Here is a 20,800-nt window from a genome sequence, read left to right on the forward strand (position 1 = left end):
TGCGATCCGGCACAACGTGCGGGCGGCACAGCCGACGTGGCGGGCCTTACGCCGGTCCCGCCCGGACGGGGCGGGACCGGCGCCGGTCATCAGGGCAGGGCGTACTTGGACTTCAGGTAGTTCTGCGTGGCCACGCGGTCGGCGTCGCTGAGCCCGCTCGGGTAGACGAGCAGTTCGGCGAGGTCGCCCTGCATGAACGACGAGGAGTAGTACGCCCCGATCTGGTTGATCGACCAGCCGCCGGAGGCGGCGACCGGTGTCGAGGTGTACAGGGTCCCGTCGCGGTAGACCCGCAGGGTCGCGCCGTCGTACCGCACGACCAGGTCGTGGAAGACCCGGGTGTTGCCGACGGTGCTGGTCGTGGCGGGGATGCCGTTGCTGCCGTAGACGAGGGCCTGGGTGCCGTTCTCCCAGCGGAGCTGGTTGTTGGCGTTGTCGCCGCCGGGTCCGAGGATCATGCTGTACGTCTCGGTCGGTTTGGTGTTCTTGCCGACGACGAAAACGGTGAACGTGGTGGGGTTGACGGTGACCAGGCTCAGCGACTGGCTGCCGCCGAAACGCACCACCGGCTTGCCGTTGACGACGGCGCCGACCAGGCTCGGCTGGCGGGCAGCCACGGGCATGCTCGCGTGGTGGCCGGTGCCGCTCTGGTCGGCCCAGTTGGTGACCTTGCCGGCGCTGGTGGTGACGCCGGTGTCGGCGCGCAGCCAGACGACGCTGCCCGCCGCGGGTGCCGCGCAGGGGTTGACGCCGATGACGTTGACCGCCGCCCAGGCCAGGTGCACGGCCTTGTGCTCGATGGAGCAGGAGCCGTAGAGGTCGGCCGCGGCGGCGAGGGTGCCGGTGCGGGCGGCGGCGTAGGTGGTGCCGGAGGTGAAGTACACGTCCAGCGCCCGGTACCAGATCTTCTCAGCCTTGGCGCGGCCGATGCCGACGACCGGCGCGGCCGAGCCGCAGATGGGGCTGGTGCCGTACGCGGTGGCCCCGGTGCCCACGGCGAGGTTGAAGAAGAAGTGGTTGCCGACCCCGGAGGAGTAGTGCGGGTCGACGCTCGGGGTGGTCGGGCCGTAACAGGTGTGCGAGGCGCCGTCGAGGCCCGGGTTGTACATGTAGCGCAGCGGCGCCCCGGTGCCGAAGATGTCGATCTTCTCGCCGACGGTGTAGTCGCCCGGGTCGGCGGTGACGCCCGCGTAGAACTCGACCATGTTGCCGAAGATGTCGCTGGTCGCCTCGTTGAGGCCGCCGGACTCACCGGAGTAGATCAGCCCGGCCAGCGCCTGGGTGACGCCGTGGCTCATCTCGTGACCCGCCACGTCCAGCGCGGTCAGCGGCTTGAGGCCGCCCGCGCCGTCGCCGTAGGTCATCTGGACGCCGTCCCAGAACGCGTTGACGTAGCTGCTGCCGTAGTGCACGCGGGAGGTGACTCCCACACAGTCGCCCCAGATCCCGCACCGGCCGTGGACGAGTTTGAAGTAGTCGTAGGTCTTGGCCGCGCCGAAGTGCGCGTCGGCTCCCGCGGTCTGCACGTGGGTGGGCAGGCCGTTGCCCCACACGTTGTCGGCGTCGGTCATCGTCGCGCAGCCGCCGCCGGTCGCGCCGCCCATGCTGCACACCCGGTTGTTGCCGTGCGACGGGTCGATCAGCGAGTACGTCACCGGCGACGACGAGGTCAGCGTCGTGTCGAGCGGGACGGTGCCGGAGTACATGGAGTTGCCGGTGCCCAGCACGTGCTCGATCTCGTCGAAGCCGCCCAGGACCGCCCCGGTGCGGGCGTCGGTGATGACATGCAGCACCGACGGGGTCTGCCCGTCGGGGGCCCAGCCGCGCACGACGGTCTCCCAGGCCAGCTTCGGCGCAGCCGGGCGGCTGGCGTCAACGAACAGGTCAGGGACGCCGACCGTGGTCACCGTGCCGGTGAAGGCCCGTTCGGCGGCGGCCCGGGCCTCGTTCGCCGTGGTCTTCGGGGTGGTGGGGACGGCCAGCGGCGCGGTGAGGCTGGTCGAGGCGCCCGCGAACGCTCCGTCGCGGGCAGTGTGCACGACCAGGTCGCCTCCGTACACGCGCAGGCCGCGATAGGTCCGCTCGTAGCGGACGTGCCCGGTGCCGCCGGGGTCGGCGATCGTGCGGCGCACGGTGTAGGTCTCGGCGTCGGTTCCGTGGATCGTGTCCCGGTGCCGGGCGAGCGCGGCGGTGGCCACGTCGGCCAGGGTCGGGGGTCCGGCCGGTGCCGCGGTGGCCGTGCCGCCCGACAGCGGGGTGAGCAGGGCGGCCAGCAGCAGTGCGCCGGTGGCGCCCGCGAGGGTACGTCGCATGTGCGTCCTCTCCGAACAGCATGGTTTGCCGTGGATGTCGCCACGGCAGTCCATGTATATCGAAGACACTCACACACGTAAATATTGATGATCTACATTTTATCCGACAGCGTGAGCCTCACCGGTAAGCTGCGGCCTGGGTGGCGTACAGGGCCGCGTACACCCCGTCGAGGCGGATCAGCTCGTCGTGGGTGCCCATCTCGCGCACTCCCCCGTCACCCATCACGATGATGAGGTCGGCGGCGCGGACGGTCGAGAACCGGTGCGACACGAACACGGTCACCCCGCCGCTGTCGGCGGCGACCCGGGCCGCGCCGTCGGCGTACCGCGCGAACAACCGGTGCTCCGCCTCGGCGTCCAAGGCCGAGGCGGGCTCGTCGAGCACCATCAGCAGCGGGGCGTCGCGCATCATGGCCCGCCCGAGGGCGAACTGCTGCCACTGCCCCCCGGACACGTCGACGCCGCCGTCGGCGTGGCCGCGGCCCAGGCGGGTGTCCAGGCCGTACGGCAGGTGTTCGGTGACGGTGCTGTGGGCGCGGGCCAGGCCGGTGCGTACCGCGGTGTCGTCCTTGGCGCGGGGCAGGTCGCCGATGCCGACGGCGAGCCGGGCGGTCAGTTCGGGGCGGGCGTAGTCCTGGAACACCGCGGTGGTCCGGGCGCGCCAGGCGTCGAGGTCGAGGTGGCGCAGGTCGACGCCGTCGACCAGGATCTCGCCCTGGTCGGGTTCGTAGAACCGGTTGAGGAGCTTGACCAGGGTCGTCTTGCCGGCTCCGTTCTCCCCGACGATCGCGACGGTGCTGCCGGCGGGTAGGAGCAGGTCGACGTCGTGCAGCACGGGTTCGGCCGCGCTGGGATAGGCGAACGTGACGTGGCGCAGGCGGATGCCTTCCAGGAGCCGCGCGGGCGGGGCCACCGGCGCGCCGGGCGTGGTGTGCGGGGCCCGGACGAGGTCGCGGACGTCGTCGAGGCGGCGCAGCGACCGGCCGCTGCGCACGAGCTGCTGGGTGATCGTGACGGCGGCGGTGACCTGCTGGTTGAGCTGCGAGGCCAGCACGACGGCGAGCACGACGTCACCGACGCCGGCGTGGCCGCGTACGGCGTCGCCGACGACCAGGACCAGGGCCGCTACGTAGCCGCAGGCGAACACGGCCTGCCCGGCGGCCCGCCACAGCCCGGCGGTCAGCTCGCCGCGCCAGATCCGGGCCGTGGCACGCCGCCAGTGGGCGGCGTAGCGCTGCTGCAGGTGCTCGACGAGGCCGAGTAGGCGCAGCTCCTTGGCCGAGGCGGCGTCGGTGGTCAGCTCGAACAGGTGCCGGGCCTGCCGGGTGTCGACGGTGCTGTCCTCGCGGGCCCGGTCGGCGGCGGCCTGGGCGCGGCGGCCGGCCAGCAGCGGCAGCGCCGCCAGCAACGGCAGCACCACCAGCGCCGGGTGCGCCAGGGTCAGCAGCACGGTGGTCAGCAGCAGGCTGACGGCCAGGGAGCCGCCGGTCAGCACCGCCTGCAGTCCTTCGCCGATGCGCTGCAACTCGTCCTGGGCCAGGGCCATCCGGTCGGCGTGTTCGGGCCGTTCGTGGTGGTCCAGGTGCGCGGTGCCGTTGCTGATCGCGATGAGCTGCTCGTCGGTGCTGAGCACGTTGAGTTCGGACACCTCGAAGTACGCGATGTGCGCGAAGTGTGCGCAGGTCAGGGCCGCGATCGCGGCGGCCGCGACGGCCACGCCCGACCAGGCCGCGGCCTGGACCCGCCCGGCGGCGGCATTGTCGGTGAGGTGTTTGAGCGCGAGCGCGGCCAGCGGCACCGCGACGGCGTTGCCCGCCATCAGCGCCAGCGCGACCGTCATCTTGCGCCGGTCCTGCCGCCAGGACAGGCGCAGCAGGCCGGTGATCGCCTTCAGCATCGGGTCATCCCACCTTCTGCGCGACCGGGTCGCTGTCGGGGTCGTCGGCGAAACGTTCGGCCTGCAGGGCGAACATGGCCGCGTACCGGCCCCCGGCGGCGATGAGCTCGTCGTGGCTGCCCTGTTCGGCGACGCGGCCCTGGTCGAGCAGCACGATCTGGTCGGCGAGCCGGACGCTGGACAGCCGGTGCGAGATGAGCAGGGTGGTGCGGCCGCGGGTCAGCTCGGCGAACCGGGCGAAGAACGCCGCCTCGGCGCGTACGTCGAGCGCGGCGGTGGGTTCGTCGAGGACCAGGACGGTGCTGCCGTGGTACAGGGCGAACATGGCGCGGGCGATGGCGATGCGCTGCCACTGCCCGCCGGACAGGTCGACGCCGCCGTCGTAGGCCCGTGACAGCACCGTGTCCAGGCCCGCGGGCAGCGCGTCGAGGGCGTCGAGCAGCCCGGCGGCGTCGGCGGCGCGGCGTACGCCGGGGCGGTCGCCGAGGTGCTCGACCGCGCCGAAGCCGATGTTGGCCGCGGCGGACAGTTCGTAGCGGACGAAGTCCTGGAACACCACGGCGATGCGCCGCTGCCAGTCACGAGCGGGCAGGTCGGCGATGTCGACGCCGTCGGCGCGGACCGTGCCGTCGCCGGGTGAGTACAGCCGGGCCAGGAGCTTGACCAAAGTGGTCTTGCCGGCCCCGTTGACGCCGACCAGGGCGGTGCACCGCCCGGCGGGGATGTGCAGGTCCAGGCCGTCGAAGACCGGTGCGGCGGCGCCGGGGTAGCCGAACCGCACCCCGGTGAAGTCGATCGCCGGGGCGGTGCCGGCCGGTGCCGTGCTCCGGCCGGTGTCGGCGGGTTCGGGGTGGCGGGCCATGGCCGTCTCGAACGCGGTGATGGCGGTCTCGGCGTTCATGCCGTACTGGGTCTGGGTGTCGGAGTCGGGATAGAACTCCCCCAGCCGGATCAGCGCCATCACCGCCTGCAGCACCAGGGCGAGCCCGGCCAGGCCGTACGCGCCGTCGGCGGCCCGGATCCCGGCCAGGGCCAGCACGGCGGCGACCCCGAGCAGCCCGGCGGCGGTGTATGCCAGGTACGGGCGCAGGTAGATGCGGCGGCGTTCGGCCCACACCGGGGCCAGTGCGCGCCGGTAGACGTGCCGGTATCGTTCGGTCAGCCAGCCGGTCAGCCCGAACACGCGCAGTTCCTTGGCCGCGGCCGGGCCCATGGCCAGCCCGCGCAGGTAGCGGCTCTCGCGGCGGATCGCGGCGACGTCGCGGATCACGCGGGCGTAGCGGCGCAGGCCACCGCGCTGGCCGTGGCGGAACAGCAGGACGACCGCGAGCATCACCAGCGCCGCCCACGGCCCCAGCACCAGTGCGAGCACGACCGTGAACCCGGCGACCTGCGTGTACGGGCCGACGAGCGCTATCAGCCCGGCGTAGGCGGCACCCGGGGTGCGGAACGCGAACCGCAGCTCGTGGCTGGCCTCACCGAGTTCGTCGAGGACCGCCGGGTCCTCCAGCGGGGTGATCTCGCGGGTCGACAGCGACGCCTGGATGAGCCGGCGGTACATGTGCCCGTCGACGCGGCGGCTGAGCTGCTCGCCGACGGCTTTCTGCGCGGCTTCGGCCAGTTGCAGCGCGATCAGCGCGGCCCCCGCGGCGGCCAGCGGCCACCACACCCGCGACGGTGGGGCGGCGGCGTGCAGAACGGGTCCGATCTGCCCGACGGTGGTGCTGACAGCGATCGCGAACACGACGGGCAGCACGCCGCGGGCGACGCTGAGCGCCAGCCCGACGGCGGTCCAGGCGGTCCCGGCGGCGGGCAGCTGGCGCGCGATGCGCAGCCGGGCGGCGGCGGCCTCGCGCCACTGCCCGGCCGAGGTGGTGGGGGCGGTCATCGGGTCAGCCGAAGATCTCTTCTCGCAGCGGCGCGGGCAGGTCCAGTTCCCGCGCGCAGGAACGCACCGACTCCTGGTAGGAGGCGACGACCTCGGCGCTGTCGGCCACGGCCAGTTCCTCGTCGGTCAGGACGCTGACCTGCCGGTCGCGGAACCGGTACTCGTCGGCGTTGCCGTGCAGGCCGGGCACGACGTACGGCTCCGGCTCGACCGGGTGGTGGATCTTCGACTGGTCGGAGTTCAGGTCACCGGCCGCGCCCCAGCCGGTGAGCATCTGCGGACGGTACAGCCCGGCGATGCCGAGGCGGTCGAACAGCCGCGACACGGTCTGCTCGGGCGCGCGGCTGGACTCGTACGGGAAGTGCGTCACCGCCAGGCCCTGCGCGGCGGCGTAGTCGCGCATCAGGGCGTAGTTGAGGGTGCTGAGGGTGAAGTTCTCCACCACCCGCTTGCGCCCGATCTTGGCCTCCCACTTGGCCATCCACGAGTCCAGCGACGCGCGGGGCTGCCGGTCGAGGATCAGCAGCCGCAGCCGCTCGACCGGCCAGCCGGCTTCGATCAGGCAGCGGGCCGGGTTGAACAGCGCCTCGAACGGCACGTACGGTCCGGCCATCTCCTTGGCGAACAGCACCGGCTCGCCGTCGGGCAGCTTCCACGGCGAGCCTTCGCCGCCGGTGAGCACGAACCGGCCGATGGTCTTGACCGGCTGGTAGAACGCGGCGGCCCCGGCCATGCCGAACAGGTTCGTGACCGCGGTCGAACCGACCCGGCAGCGCCCCCACCCGAGCACCAGCAGCGGGAAGTCGGCCGGGGCGCGGCCGGCGAACCCGTCGCGCAGGGTCCGCACGATCTGGGCGGTGACGTCGTCGACGGTGCTGGTGACGACCTGGTAGCGGCCGTCGGGCGGCAGCGGGGTGCTGTTCAGCGCGGGGTCACCGGCGGTGGCGAGCTGGTGCAGCAGCGGATAGGGGTCGGTCATCGGGTCTCCTGGCGGGTCGGGGGTTCAGCCGAGGTCAAGCAGAGTCGCGACGTCGGACAGCGCGACGGGGCGCAGCGCGGCCTCGCACAGCAGCGTCTCGACGCCGCGCAGGGCCCGCACGCAGGCGTCGGCGTCGACGCGGCGGGTGTCGGCCAGCAGGTGCAGGGCGCAGCCGCCGGGCAGGTACGGCATGGCCAGGAAGAAGGTCATGTCGTGGCGGGCGACGGCGGCGATCTGCCGCACCGTGGTCTGCGCGGCCAGCGCGTCCAGGGCGGCCCGGTCGGGCCCGGCGGCCGCGACGTCGAAGTCGCGGCCCATCCGGGAGTCGTTGAAGTACACCGACATGTCGGCGTGCGCGCCCTCGGCCGCGATCAGCTCGTCGAGGGCCTGCGGCGGGTAGGTGGCGTGGAAGTAGGCCTCGGTGGAGTCGCGGTAGCAGCGCCGGATCGCGTCCTCGACGTCGCCGCCGACGACGTCGAAGACCAGCAGCGCGTTCTGGGCGATGCCGGTGGCCAGTTCCCGCTGCCGGGGGGTGTTGCGGTTACCGGCGATGAGCTTGACCACGGCCCGGTCCCGGCCGGTCAGCGCTGCCTGGATCAGCAGCGCCGCGGTCAGCACCACCGTCGACGACGACACCGCGGTCCGGCGGGCCAGCTCCGCCGCGGCGGCGGCGACGGCCGCGGACTCCATGCGCCACGTGACCACCGGCAGCGGCCCGGCGTCACGGTCGGGGCCGTCGAAGATGCGCTCCGGCACCGCGGGCAGCTTCGCCCGCCAGTGGTCCAGGCACTGCCGCGCCCGGCGCGCCCCGGCCGGTGAGGCCTCGTAGGTCGCCTGGTCCAGCGGCTGCCAGCCGGGCGCGGGCAGGGCCCGTTCGGCCTCGATGAGGGTGCGCAGCTCGCCCAGCAGCAGCTCCAGTGACCAGCCGTCCAGCGACACGTGCGAGGCGGCCACCGCCACGGCTTCGACGCCGCCGTCGACGCGCAGCAGCGCGAACCGGACCGGCCACTGCCGGTCCAGTGCGAACGCGGTGCCGGCCAGTTCGGCGGCCGCGGTGTCGGCGGCCTGGTCCAGCCGCGCGGCGGTGGTGTCGAGCAGCAGCGGCACGTACGCCCCGGCGCTGTGCTGGTGCTGGCGGGGCTCGTCGCTGAGCAGGGTCCGCAGGATCTGGTGGCGCGACACGAGCTGGGACCAGGCGGCGGTGACCCGCTCGACCGGGACCGGTGCGCCCAGCCGCAGCACCCGCTTGATGTTGAAGTCCTTGCTGGCTTCGCCGAACCACCGCATCGGCCAGTACATGGCGGTCTGGCCCCAGGTCAGCGGAGCGGACGCGGCGGGCACGCCGGAGAACCGGGCCTGCACCGCGGCGTCGGAGGCCTGCGGAGCGGCCAGGCCGGGTGCGGTGGGCCGGTCCGCCGGGGTCACGGCGGCGGCTTGCGCGACGTCCTGGGCCGACTGGCCGTGCATCGCGGCGGCCAGGGAGCGCACCGTGCGACGGTCGAACAGGTCCGCGATGGCGACCGTCAGGCCCAGCTCCTCGTCCAGGCGGGTGACGACCTCGACGACCTGCATCGAGTCGCCGCCGAGCTCGAAGAAGTCGTCGTCGGCGCCGAGCCGGTCGACGCGCAGCACCGACGCGACCACGGCCGCGACCGCGGTCTGCAGGTCACCGGCCGGGGCGGCGTACGCGGTGCTCAGCGCGGGCCGCACCGTCGGGGTGCCGGGCAGCCGCCGGGTGTCGACCTTGCCGTTCGGGGTCAGCGGATACTGCGCCACGTACAGGAAGCGGCTCGGGATGGACGCCTCGGGCAGCAGCCCGGCCGCGTGGGCGCGCAGTTGCGCCTCGCTGGGCGGTGTGTGCTCGTCGCTGCGCAGGTAGGCGACCAGGTGCAGGTCGTGGCCGTCGGGTTCGGCGATCACCACCGCCTCGGCGACGCCGGGGCAGCGGCGCAGCGCGTCCTCGACGGCGGGCGGCTCCACCCGCTGGCCACGGATCTTGACCTGCCGGTCGGCGCGACCGAGCACGTCCAGCACCCCGTCCGCGCCCATCCGCCCCAGGTCACCGGTGCGCAGCAGCCGCGCGCCGCCGCCGTCGGGGTGCGGGATCCACCGCTGGGCGGTCAGCACCGGCTGGCCGTGGTAGCCACGGCCGACGACGGCCCCACCCAGACAGATCTCCCCGGCCTGGCCCAGCGGCACCGCGACGCCCTGCTCGTCGACGATGTGCACCTCGGCGTTCGGGATCGGCGCGCCGACCGGCAGCCGCCGCCCGACGGTGCGGTCCGCGCCGATCCAGTACCAGGTCGCGCCGACGGTCTCGCTCATGCCGTAGTGGTTGCCGAACCCGGACCTGGGGCTGCCGGCGATCCACTTGTCGAACTCCGGTGTCAGATACAGCGGCTCGCTGCCGATCATCACCTGCCGCGCGAGGTCGTCGACCCCGCCGAGGGCGGTCATCGCCCGCACGTGCGACGGGGTCAGTTTCAGGAACCCGCACGGGGCCGCGCCGGTCAGCGCGATCAGGTCGTCGAACGCGACCGGCTCCGGCGCGACCTCCAGCTCCCAGTCGGCGACCAGCGCCGTGAACAGCGTCATGACCGAACCGACGAAGTACAGCGGGGCGTGCAGCACGGCCCGTTCGCCCGGTGCGAACGCGAACTCCTCCGCGCACCAGCGCACGTAGTTGACCAGCTGGCGGTGGGTGCCGAGCACGCCCTTGGGCGCGCCGCTGGTGCCGGAGGTGTACATGATGAACGCCAGGTTCTCGGCCTGGCAGCCGCCGTCGCCCTCGTCGCCGACCACATCGGGCAGGTCGGTGACGTCCAGCACCGCCGCCGGGTAGCCGTCGGGTGCGCCACCCGCCGGGCCGGTCAGCAGCACCGGGTCGCCCGCGTCGGCCAGGATCCGCGCCCGGCGCGCGGCCGGGTCCACGACCGACAGCGGCAGGTACGCCGACCCGGCCGCCAGCACCCCCAGGATCGCCACCACCGCGTCGACCGAACGGGGCAGCAGCACCGCGACCGGTGTCTCCGGTCCGGCGCCGTGGGCCCGCAGCACCCGCGCCGTGTGCCGGACCCGCGCCCGCAGCTCGCCCGCGGTGACCTCGACGCCCTGGCAGCGCACCGCGACCCGGCCGGGGTCGGCGGCCAGCGCCCGGTCGACGAGCACGTGCAGCGGGGTCCGGTCCAGCGGCGCGCGTGGCCCGGCCGCCACCGACAGGTCGGCGTCGACCGTGGCGTCGGCGCGGCGCGGATCGGGCGCCGGGCCGTCGCCGCCGCGCAGCGACGCGGGGCGCAGGTCGGTCCACTGCTCGGCGATGTGCCGCGCGCACTGCTCGGCGGTGCCGGTGTACACCGGTGTCCAGCCGCCCGGCACGGCACGCTCGGCCGGCCACAGCGAGTACTGGTCCTCGCCGTTGACCACGGCGTGGTGGCGGTCCGCGCTCACGCGGGCACCCCGGCGCTGTCCTCGGCCAGTTCCAGCCGCTGGACCGGCTCGCGCCACGCCTCCTTGGCGTACCACTCGCCGCTGTAGGCCGTGATCGTCGGGGTCCAGCCGCCGTGCGCGTCGGCGTACGCGGCGATCTCCCGCCAGAACACGTCGACCAGCGCCGAGTAGCGGCACGCCACGCGCATGTCGGCCAGCGTGAACGGCGGCCCCTCCATGCGCACCAGCCGGATGTCGAACGCGCCCCGGTACTGCCGCCCGCCGACCGTGAACGGCTGCTTCCACATCGCCGCACCGGGCGCGCGCAGCGTGTAGCGCACCCGGGCGGTGCTGTGGCCGCCGTGGCGCAGGTCGCCCCACTCGCCGATGTCGGGCACCAGCGGCGGGAAGAAGTAGTGCCGCTGGCGGGGCACCTCAACCCGGTCGAAGTTGCCGGGCACGAAATGCCACCGGTTGTACATCATCCGCTGCGCGACCTGCCACAGGATGTCGGTGACGGCGGCGGCGGGCAGGTCGGCGGCCATCTGCGGGCTGGGCAGCACGCAGCAGAAGAAGTCCGGCTTCTTCAGCTCCGCCACGTCCTGGCCGTACTGCCCGGCGGGTCCGTCCAGCCGCGACAGGTCCCGGATGCCGCTGGACATGCCGTAGTCGGCGCGGGCGTCGACGACCGCGCCGAGCACGATCCCCTCCAGGATCGCGCTCAGCTCGCGCTCGTCGCCGCCCGTGTGCGCGGCGCGCAGCGCGTCGGCGGTGGCCCGGCGCACCCACTCCCCGGCGTCGGCGTCGTCGTCGGCCAGGGCGGTGCTCGCCGGATACAGCGTCATCGGCAGGTCGTCCTGGACCCGCTGGTCGGGCTCCCACGGCATCAGGAACTCGTCCTTGGCGTAGGTCAGCCCGTTGACCCGCCGGTAGCGCATGTGCCCGCCCGCGTCGACGAGCCCGACGAGGTCCCCGGCGAGCGCGGCCAGTTCGGCCAGCGTCGCGGTGCTCAGCTGCCCGGTGGCCTGCTCGCCGAGGGCGCGCAGGTACGCCGCGCAGCGGGTGGTGAGCACCCGGCGCAGGCTGACGGCGCTGAGCTGGCGGCCGTTGAACTCCTCGAACCGGACCGCCCGCCCGGTGCGGAACAGCAGCTGGATCGCGGCGACGAACAGCCGCTCCTCCGGGCACCAGTCACCCGGCGCGCGTCCGCGCAGCGCGGGCAGGACCCCGTCCCGGATCAGGGTGCTGGAGCCGGAGTCGGAGCGGGAGAAGATCCGGCGTCCGATGTAGATCAGCACGGTCTCGACGCGTTCGACCCAGTCGATGACCTCCTCCAGCCGCTCGGCCAGCGTCCCGTCGGCGTTCCAGGAGTAGAGCATGTGGTCGAGTTCGTGGCGCTGGTGCTCCTCCTCGGCCTGGGTCGGCAGGCACTCCTCGTCGACCATCTCGATGATCCACTCAGGCAGTGCGAGTTCGGCGACCGTCTCGTCGGTGGGCAGGTCGCCTCGGGCGGGCTCGTGGACGGTCAGCTTGCCCAGCGGTGAGTGGGCGAGCACGAACTGGGCCGGTGGCGCGTCGGCGCCCGGCGCGGTCAGGCGCAGCTGCTGGCGTCCGAGCAGGTGCCGGACGACGGCCTGCTCACGCAGGGTCAGTCCGTCGAACGCGGCGCGGAAGGGCACCTTGCCGGCCATGGTGAGCAGGCGCAGCACGGCCGCCTGGGCGCTGCCGCCGAACAGCGCGGCGGGATCGCGTACGTCGCGCAGCTCCTGGCTCCACTGGTCCAGTTTCGTGGTACGTCGCACGTTCCCGCCTTCCGTCGCAGGGCAAGCCCGAAGCGGCGTACGCGGGACACCTGCTCGCACGACGACGGCCACCGGCGGCGCGGTGACAGCAGAGGGCGCGCGGCGACCGGCAGCCGACCTTGAGGTGGAGTTCCGTGACCTGGCCACGGCAAAGGAGACGACGCGCCACCCCGATGTGGGAGCGCTCCCCGACAAAGAAGTATCACCGACGTCTATAGATCTGTCAATATCGTTAACAGATTATTTCCACTTTGGATGATCGCCGCCACCCGATCCGGTATGTACGCGCGTTGTACGCGACCGTTGCTACCTTCACCGACCACACCCTCAAGGAGATGGTCGATGAACGTTCGTGCAGCGCGGCGAACCTGGTGGAACCTGGCCGCCGTGACAATCATGGGCGCGCTGGCGCTCGTGCCGGCACAGCCCGCGGCCGCGCAGACCGGCGCGATGATCCAGCCCGTGGACGGGGTCGTCACCGGCGTGCTGGCCAACCGGTGCGGCAGCACCGACAGCGACCACTACGGCGTCGACATCGCCGCCAACAGCGGCAAGGCCATCGGGGCGGCCTACCCCGGCACGGTGACCTTCGCCGGCTGGACCTCCGGCGGCGGCAACTCCGTCACCGTCAGCCACAGCGCCGGTTACACCACCCGGTACCTGCACATGGTCCAGGCGCCCTCGGTCGGCGCCGGGCAGACGGTCGGCCAGGGGCAACTGCTCGGATACGTCGGCAGCACCGGCAACTCCACCGGACCGCACCTGCACTTCGAGATCCGGCGCAACAACGCCGTCCAGGACCTGAGCCCGGCGTACGGCTGTGGCGGCACCGTCACCAAGGGCGCCCCGATCAACCTGCCGTTCGCCGACCTGCCCGCCGCCGGCGCGGTCACCGAACGCTTCGCCTTCGTCAACACGGCAGGCGTGCTCCACGTCAAGGACGGCGCGTACACGCCGTGGCAGCCGGTCAACGCCGGTGGCGCGACGAAGACCGCGCTCGGCGGGAACTGGATCGGCTGGATCCAGAGCGGCGACTTCTACGCCAAGGACGGCGTCTACGGCGGCTGGCTGACCATGGCAGGCGGCGGCCAGGTCCGCGACATCGCCATCAGCGGCAACCGGTTCGCGTTCGTCAACACCGCCGGTGTCGCCTACGTCAAGGACGGACCGTACGCGGCCTGGCAGGCGATCAACTCCGGCGGCGCGACACGGATCGAGCTCGACGGCGACTGGATCGGCGTGATCCAGGGCGGCAGCTTCCTGGCCAAGCAGGGCATCTACGGCGGCTGGCTGACCATGGCCGGCGGCGGGCAGGTCCGCGACATCGCCATCAGCGGCGAGCGGTTCGCGTTCGTCAACGCGGCCGGGATCCTCAGCGCCAAGGACGGGGCGTACACGTCCTGGCGGGCGGTCAACGCGGGCGGCGCGAGCAGGGTGGTGCTCGCGGGGAACTGGATCGGCTGGATCCAGTCGGGCGACTTCTACGTCAAGGCCGGGCTGTACGCCGACTGGGTGGCGCTGGCCACGGGTGGGCAGGTGCGTGACGTCGCGGTCAACGGCCAGGACTGGTTCGGGTTCATCGGCAGCGGCAGCTTCCACGCCAAGCAGGGCCTGTACACGTCGTGGCTGACGATGGCGGGCGGCGGGCAGGTCAGCGACATCGCCGTCGGGGGCTGACGCGGGCCGGCGGGAGCGCGTGCGCGCTCCCGCCCCGTGCGGCCTTGCCGCCGTTCGGTGGAGCCGACACCAACCTTGCGCGGAGTGAGGAGTGCCGAACGTTGAGTCACTCAACCTTGAGAAACGATCGGCGATCGGGTGATCCGGCACTACCCATACGGCCGAATGGATGAGGCCATGGGGTCGGCCTCGGCGTCGCGGACTGGTTCATCGATACAGCGCCATGATTGGCTAGGGCGACCGGGGCAGTTGATCTCTCCGCCTCGCGGAACGACTCGCATCGACGCGTATGGGGGCGGGTGTGCAGATGCTAGAGGTGGATCTGCTGGGACCGGTCGAGGTCCGAGTGCCGGGGCACACCGTTTCGCTGTCGCCACTCGAACGCAACCTGGTGGTCGTCCTCGCCCTGGCCAAGGGAACCGTCGTATCCACGGCCAGGATCATCGACTGCATGTGGGGCGAGCGGCCCCCGGCGTCGCCGCGGTCGCGGGTGCAGGGCCTCGTCTCGTCACTGCGCCGCAAGGTGGGCGAGGCGCTGCTGACCCGGCATCCCGGCTACCTGCTCGATCCGGCGGCCTGCGTGGTGGATGTGGACAGGTGCCAGGAGCTGGCGCGCCAGTCGCGCCTGGCCCAGTCCCCCGGCGAGATCGCCGGCTGGCTCAGGCAGTCGCTGGCCGTCTGGCGCGGAGAGGCACTGGACGGCGTCGACGTGCCCGGCGTGGAGGTGGACCGGGCGCGCCTGGGCGAGCTGCGCGTCGCGTTGCTGGAGGAGCGGTTCGCCGCCGAGCTCGACGCGGGCAACCATGCGGAGGTGGTCGGCGAGATCAGTGCCGCGGTGGCCGAACATCCGCTGCGTGAGCGGCTGGCGGGGCAGCTCATGGCGGCGCTGTACCGGTGCCGCCGGCAGGCCGACGCGCTGAAGGCGTACCAGGCGCTGCGCGATCGGCTCGCCGAGGAGTTGGGCGGCGATCCCTGCGCGGAGCTGCGCAACCTGCACGCGTCCATTCTCCGGGGCGAGGACGACTACGCGCCGTCCATGCCGGAGCGGCCACGGCGCGGCGAGCTCAGACCCGCGCAGCTTCCGGCGAGCGTCGGCCACTTCACCGGCCGCGAGCGGGAGATGTCGGTGCTCACCAGAGCGGTGGACACCGACTACGACGAACCCCAGATCCTGCTGGTGTCGGGGGCGGGCGGTCTGGGCAAGACCGCGCTGGTGGTGCGCTGGGCTCAGCTGAGTGCGGCGCGTTTCCCGGATGGACAGATCTTCCTCGACCTGCACGGCGATCAGACCCCGCCCGCGGAGGTCGCGGCGGCGGCGCTGGCGGCGCTGGGCACGGCAGCCGAGGACGTCCCGCCGACGGCAGACGGGCGGGCGGCGCTCTACCGCACGCTGCTCAGCGGGCGGCAGGTGCTGATCATCGCCGACGACGCCGACTCCGTGGGGCAGGTTCTGCCGCTGGTGCCGCCGGAACCGGGCAGCCGCCTGGTGGTGACAAGCCGTCGGCGGCTTCCCGCGCTGGCCACCCACCACGCGGTGCAGGCGCTGGCGATCGGGCCGCTCGGCCCGCAGGACACCTACGAACTGCTGGCCCGGATCGTGGGTCGGCAGCGCCTGGCGGATCGGGCGCTGACCCGCGTCGTCGCGTGGTGCGGCGGCTGGCCGCTGGCGATCCGGTCGGTGGCCGCGCTGCTGGCGGCCCGACCAGGCCAATCCATCGCCTCCTTCGCCGACGAGCTGTGGGAGCAGGGCGACGGGCTCGTCCTCGGCGGCGAGCAGCGCAGCGTCCAGGCCGCGCTGGCCGGGGCGTACGCGACACTGAGCCCTGCGGCGGCACACCTGTTCATCCGCCTGGGGCTGACCGGCCAGCCGTCGTTCCAGCTGCGCAGCGCCGCCGCCGACGCCCATCTGGGCCACACCCGGCGGCTGTTCGACGAGCTGGTCGCGGCGAACCTCATCGTGGCGGCCGGGTCGGACGGCTACCGGTTCCACGATCTGGTGCACCGCTTCGCCGTGCGCTGTGCCGATGAACTCAACGCATGGCGGATCCCCATCGAATCCGTGGTCGATTTACAGCGGCTGATGTGATGGTCACCTCCTGACCCGCGAGGGGGGAGGAGGTGTCACGTGAGCCTGATCGAGGCGTTTCTCGCAGCCGCCGAGACGTATCCGCAGCGGACGGCGATCGACCACAACGGGCGGTCGATCCGCTACGCGGAGCTGGCCCAAGCCGTATGGGCGGTGGCGGACCTGCTCGGGCCGAGTCCCGGCACGGTCGGGGTCCCGGTGACGTACTCGCCGGGCACGATCGCCACGATGCTGGGGATCTGGGCCGCCGGGGGCGCGTACTGCCCGGTGGATCCGGCGTTCCCGGCGCAGCGGCAGCAGGCGATGCTGACGGCGGCCGGCTGCCGGACCGTGTTCGACCCGGCCGACGTGCCCTGGCACGCCACCGGAAGCCGCGCGCCCCACCGGCCCCTGGCCGCGGTCGACGCCGAACGGCCCGCGTACATCCTGTTCACCTCAGGCTCGACCGGCCAGCCCAAGCCGGTGGTCACGCCCCGGCGCGCGATCGCCACGACGGTCGGCTCGCTGCGCGACCTGTTCGACATCGCGGCAGACGACCGGGTCCTGCAGTTCGCCTCGCTGAACTGGGACACCTGCTTCGAGGAGATCCTGCCGACACTGACCGCGGGGGCCTGCCTGGTCATGAACGACGAGGCCCACACCGGCTCCTTCGTCCGGTTCCTGCGCCTGGTCGAGCGCCAGGCGGTCACGGTCCTGGATCTGCCGACGGCGTTCTGGCACGAACTCGTGCACTACCTGGTGGAGGACCGCTTCGCGCTGCCGGCGGACCTGCGCCTGGTCATCATCGGCGGGGAGGCCGCCAGCCCGGCCCGGCTCAGCGACTGGGCCGCGCTGGACACCGCACACCTCAGGCTGCTGAACACGTACGGCTGCACCGAGACGACGCTCATCACGCACGCGGGCGACCTGTGCGGGCCGCAGGCCAAGAACCAGCCGGACACCTTCACCCAGGTCCCGATCGGCTGGCCGCTGCCGCACGTCCTGCAGCACGTCAGCGAACAGGGTGAGCTGACCATCGGCGGGCCCTGCCTGGCGCTGGGCTACCGGGGCCTGCCGGAGGCGACCGAGCAGCGCTTCACGACCGTCGGCGGGGTGCGGTTCTTCCGCACCGGCGACCGGGTCGAAGCGGCGCCGGACGGGATGCTGACCCACTGCGGCAGGCTCGACAGCGAGATCAAGATCCGGGGCATCCGGGTCAACCCGGCCGAGGTCGAAGTGCACCTGGCCGCCCACCCGTCGGTGGCGGCGGTGGTCGTCGCCGGGGTCACCGTCGCCGATCACGTGGCGCTGGCCGCGTTCGTGGTGCCGCGGCCGCACGCCGACCCGGCCGCCCTGGACGCCGAGCTGCGCGCGTTCCTGGACAGCCGGGTCCCCCGGCATCTCGTACCCAGCCGGATATCGATCGTCGGCGAACTGCCGCACACCGCCACCGGCAAGATCGACCGCGAATTCATGAGGAGGCACCTGTCATGAGCGTTGAGGGCGTCTCGGCCATCTTCGGCCGCGTACTGCAGGTCGGCGACGTGGGGAGCGAGTCCGACTTCTTCACACTGGGCGGCGACTCGCTGCTGGCCACCCGCGTGCTGAGCGCGGTGGCCCGCGAATACGGAGTCGAGCTGTCGTTCGACGACTTCGCCGACGCGCCCACCCCGGCCGCGCTGGCTGAACGCATCGCGAGCCTGCGGTGAGCCGAGTGGTCGTCGTCGGGGCGGGCCTGGCGGGCCTGACCGCCGCCACCGACCTGAGCCGGGCCGGGGTCGAGGTGACCGTGCTGGAGGCCCGCGACCGGGTCGGCGGGCGTACGCACGGCATCGAGGTAGCCCCCGGAGCGTGGATCGACGCCGGTGCCGCCTACCTCGGCGACCGGCACACCGACCTGGCCAAGACCATCGCCGACCTGGGCCTCAAGACGGTCCCGACCACGATGCGGGGACAGAGCCGGTTCGTGCTCGGCCACGGCCGGGTCACCCGCGAGGGCCGCTTCCCGCCGCTGAGCGCGGTGGCCCTGGGCGACCTGTTCGACCGCCTCGACGACCTGGTCCAGCGCGTACGCGTGGACGCCCCGTGGCGCTCCGGCATCCCCGACGACGAGACCGCCGCCGCCTGGGCGCAGCGCGAACTCACCCGTCCCGACGCGCGTGCGTTCTTCCCGCTGTTCCTCGGCGAGATGATGGCCGCCGACCCGGCCGACGTCTCCGTCCTGCACATGGCGTTCTACCTGGCCAGCGGCGGCGGCCTGCGCTACCTCAACGCGTTCGAGGGCGGCGCGCAGGACAGCCGCGTCGACGCGGGCGCCCACCAGTTGTGCCGCCGCCTGGCCGACGGCCTCGGTCCGGGCGTGGTCCGCCTGGACACGGCGGTGCACACCATCGACCAGACCGGACGGTCCGCCACGGTCCACAGCGCGAGCGCGACGTACACCTGCGACGCCGTCGTGGTCGCCGTGCCACCCGCGCTCGCCGACGAGATCCGGCTGCTGCCCGACGCGCCGGTGCGGCGCACGACGCCGGGCACCGCACCGGGCCGCGCAGTGAAGGTGCACCTGATCTACCCCACGCCGCTGTGGCGTGAGCAGGGACTGTCGGGCTGGTCGGTCAACGCCGACGGGCCGCTGATGTCCACCGTCGACGACTCCCCCGCCTACGGGGAGGTCGGCGTGCTGACCGGCTTCGTCACCGGGCGCGAGGCGACCCGGTACGCGGCGCTGACACCTGCCGAGCAGCGCCGCGAAGCCCTCGCCCAGGCGGCGGCGATCTTCCCGAGCCTGCCGGAGCCGACCGGGTTCCAGGTGAGCAACTGGGTCACCGAGCGGTACAGCCGGGGCTGCTACGCGGCGCTGCTCGGCCCCGGCGACTGGAACCTGCTCGGCCCGCACCTGACGACCCCGCACGGCCGCGTCCACTGGGCGGGCGCGGAGACCAGCACCGAGTACTTCGGGCTCATGGAAGGCGCGATCCGCTCCGGGCACCGCGCTGCCGCACAAATCCTGGCACAGCACCGACCCCAGCAAGCATGAGAGGAGACGACGGTGAGTGACCCCACCCCCATCGCACCCCTGGCGGTACGCCAGCAGTTCATGACCGAGCCGCGGCTCGGCGCGGGCAACTTCCTCGACTACGCCGCCGCGATGAACCCCCACCGCGACGTGCCCTACGCGTTCACCCACCACACCGACCACCGGGGCGCGGTCGTGCTGCGCGGGCACAGCCTGCGTGACCTGGTCGCCCTGCGCGACCAGTACGCCAAGTGGTACCACGCCAACGGGGTGCGCCCCGGCGAGCCGGTGGGCGTCGTCGTCGCCGAAGGCCTCGCGCCGATCGTGCACTTCATGGCGCTCAACGCGCTGGGCGCCATCCCGGCGCTGGTCAACGACGCGATGCGCATCGACGTGATGGTGCGCTACCTCAACCACGTCGGGGTCGTGGGCGTGGTCGCCGACGACACCACCCGCCTGCTCAGCGCCTACCGGCAGGACCCGCGGCAGCGGCCGCGTTTCATCGCCCTGGCCGCCGAGGTCGCCGCCTTCGACGCCGCGGCGGCTCCGCTGCCGGAGGGATACCCGTTCAAGCACGCCGACGACGACATCGTCGCGCTGATCCACTCCTCGGGCACCACCGGCACGCCGAAGTCGACGATGCTGGGCCACCGGTCGTTCTGGGACGGCAAGCAGCCCCGCATGACCCGCTTCCCGGCCGAGCCGTACGACCGGCTGATGTCGCTCATGCCGCACACCCACGCCGGCGGCCTGAGCTACTTCCTCACCGCGACCCTGCTCGGGCTGCCGACCGTCGTCATGGGCGACTGGCGGCGCGTCACGGTCGAGCCGGTGATGGAGGCGTTCCAGCCGACCATGCTCGCCTCGTTCCCCCGCACCTACGTCGAACTGGCCACCGGCGACCTGCCGGTCAAGGGCGCGGCCAGGGTCCATTCGTGGTTCAACACCGCCGACGCGGCCCACTACGGGCACGTCCGTCGCCTGGTGACGCTCGGCGAGCGCCCGGCCGGGCTGATCAAACCCTGGCTGCTGCCGTCCGAGGCGGCCGACGAGCAGCCGCTGCCGGGATCGCGCTACGTCGACGGCCTGGGCTCATCCGAGATGGGCATGGCCCTGTTCGGTGGCCTGTTCACACCTGAGACGCCGCGCAACGACCGGTGCGTGGGCAAGCCGACCGAGGTCTGCACCGCCACCGTGCTCGACGACGACGGCAACGAGGTCCCCGTCGGCACCGCCGGCATGCTGGCGATCAAGAGCCCGTCGCTGACGCCCGGCTACTGGAAGGCCGAGCGGCTGACCGAGAGCTTCGAGCTCAACGGCTGGTGGCTCACCGGCGACGTGGCCCGCCAGGACGCCGACGGCAACTTCTACCACCTCGACCGCACCGTCGACGTCATCGACACCGCCGCCGGGCCGGTCTACAGCCTGGAACTGGAGGAGGTCCTGCTCGCCGACTGCGCCGAACTCGTCCGCGACGGCGTGGTGATCGGGGTGCCCGCCCGCGACGGGATCGCCCAGGAACCGATCGCGGTGGTGCAACTGCAGGCCGATGCGCCCGAGCGCACGCCCGAGGCGATCCTCGACCGCGCCAACAAGCAACTGCTCGACAAGGGCCTGCATCCGCTGGCGGCCGTCACCGTCGCCGAGACGGCCGGGGACTACCCGCTGGGCCCGACCGGCAAGGTCCTCAAGCGGGAGCTGCGCACCAGATTCTCGTCCCTGCTGCGGCCGTGAGGAG

The 20,800-nt window shown here is 72.9% G+C and carries 12 protein-coding genes; 6 read left to right on the forward strand and 6 right to left on the reverse strand.

Annotated elements, in window-relative coordinates; genetic code table 11:
* Positions 1 to 89: 89 nt before the first annotated feature.
* The 6 genes from HAV40_RS04640 to HAV40_RS04665 form a co-directional block, all read right to left on the reverse strand.
* Positions 90 to 2,312 (reverse strand): M4 family metallopeptidase, encoded by a 2,223-nt coding sequence (locus tag HAV40_RS04640; RefSeq protein ID WP_166379274.1) that lies wholly within the window; start codon positions 2,310 to 2,312, stop codon positions 90 to 92.
* A gap of 118 nt (positions 2,313 to 2,430) precedes the next feature.
* Positions 2,431 to 4,209 (reverse strand): ABC transporter ATP-binding protein, encoded by a 1,779-nt coding sequence (locus HAV40_RS04645; RefSeq protein WP_166379275.1) that lies wholly within the window; start codon positions 4,207 to 4,209, stop codon positions 2,431 to 2,433.
* Between the two features lie 4 nt (positions 4,210 to 4,213).
* A complete protein-coding gene (locus HAV40_RS04650) occupies positions 4,214 to 6,097 on the reverse strand; it encodes an ABC transporter ATP-binding protein (RefSeq protein WP_166379277.1) in 1,884 nt (627 codons plus the stop codon).
* A gap of 4 nt (positions 6,098 to 6,101) precedes the next feature.
* Positions 6,102 to 7,076: a sulfotransferase family protein gene (locus HAV40_RS04655; RefSeq protein ID WP_166379279.1), complete on the reverse strand. Its 975-nt coding sequence runs from the start codon at positions 7,074 to 7,076 to the stop codon at positions 6,102 to 6,104.
* A gap of 24 nt (positions 7,077 to 7,100) precedes the next feature.
* On the reverse strand, positions 7,101 to 10,523 hold the full coding sequence (locus tag HAV40_RS04660) for an AMP-binding protein (protein WP_166379281.1): 3,423 nt from the start codon (positions 10,521 to 10,523) through the stop codon (positions 7,101 to 7,103).
* Positions 10,520 to 12,304, reverse strand: coding sequence for a hypothetical protein (locus HAV40_RS04665; RefSeq protein WP_166379283.1), 1,785 nt, complete (start codon positions 12,302 to 12,304; stop codon positions 10,520 to 10,522). Before HAV40_RS04665 ends, HAV40_RS04660 begins: the two co-directional genes overlap by 4 nt.
* 342 nt (positions 12,305 to 12,646) lie before the next feature.
* Here HAV40_RS04665 and HAV40_RS38805 point away from each other — a divergent pair, with 342 nt between their 5' ends.
* From HAV40_RS38805 to HAV40_RS04695, 6 genes are all read left to right on the forward strand, one after another.
* Entirely contained in the window at positions 12,647 to 13,981 is a 1,335-nt protein-coding gene (locus HAV40_RS38805) for a M23 family metallopeptidase (protein ID WP_166379285.1), read from the forward strand.
* 307 nt (positions 13,982 to 14,288) lie between these two features.
* Positions 14,289 to 16,067 (forward strand): AfsR/SARP family transcriptional regulator, encoded by a 1,779-nt coding sequence (locus tag HAV40_RS04675; RefSeq protein WP_166379287.1) that lies wholly within the window; start codon positions 14,289 to 14,291, stop codon positions 16,065 to 16,067.
* A gap of 39 nt (positions 16,068 to 16,106) precedes the next feature.
* Positions 16,107 to 17,540 carry an AMP-binding protein gene (locus HAV40_RS04680; protein WP_166379290.1) on the forward strand — a complete coding sequence of 478 codons (1,434 nt, stop codon included), beginning with the start codon at positions 16,107 to 16,109 and terminating at the stop codon, positions 17,538 to 17,540.
* A complete protein-coding gene (locus HAV40_RS04685; RefSeq protein WP_166379292.1) occupies positions 17,537 to 17,755 on the forward strand; it encodes an acyl carrier protein in 219 nt (72 codons plus the stop codon). Before HAV40_RS04680 ends, HAV40_RS04685 begins: the two co-directional genes overlap by 4 nt.
* Positions 17,752 to 19,083: a flavin monoamine oxidase family protein gene (locus HAV40_RS04690; protein WP_166379294.1), complete on the forward strand. Its 1,332-nt coding sequence runs from the start codon at positions 17,752 to 17,754 to the stop codon at positions 19,081 to 19,083. The genes HAV40_RS04685 and HAV40_RS04690 overlap by 4 nt, the downstream gene beginning before the upstream one ends.
* Positions 19,084 to 19,095: 12 nt before the next feature.
* Complete coding sequence (locus HAV40_RS04695; protein ID WP_166379296.1) at positions 19,096 to 20,796, forward strand: class I adenylate-forming enzyme family protein; 1,701 nt, start codon at positions 19,096 to 19,098, stop codon at positions 20,794 to 20,796.
* Positions 20,797 to 20,800: the final 4 nt, after the last annotated feature.

The organism is Catellatospora methionotrophica (assembly GCF_011297335.1).
Lineage (GTDB): Bacteria > Actinomycetota > Actinomycetes > Mycobacteriales > Micromonosporaceae > Catellatospora > Catellatospora methionotrophica.